Consider the following 209-nt stretch of genomic DNA (forward strand, 5'->3'; position numbering starts at 1 on the left):
CTGTCGCCGCAGTCGTACAACGGCTCGATCTTCTATGAGAACAGCAAGTTCTCGGCCCGCGTGAGCTACAACTGGCGCAACCACTTCTCGGTGGACTGCGGCGGCGGCAGCACCATGCCGCGCAACCGCGCCGCTTACGGCCAGACCGACGCCAGCCTGCGCTACAACATCACGCCCAAGATGTCGCTGTATGCAGACGCCATCAACCT

The 209-nt window shown here is 62.7% G+C and carries 1 protein-coding gene; it reads left to right on the top strand.

What is annotated here, in order from left to right; all coding sequences use genetic code 11:
* Positions 1 to 209: hypothetical protein (locus AC6H42_RS16480; protein ID WP_497548494.1), on the top strand; the 209-nt coding region annotated here is incomplete at both ends.

It is taken from the genome of Massilia sp. NBRC 108631 (assembly GCF_059704565.1).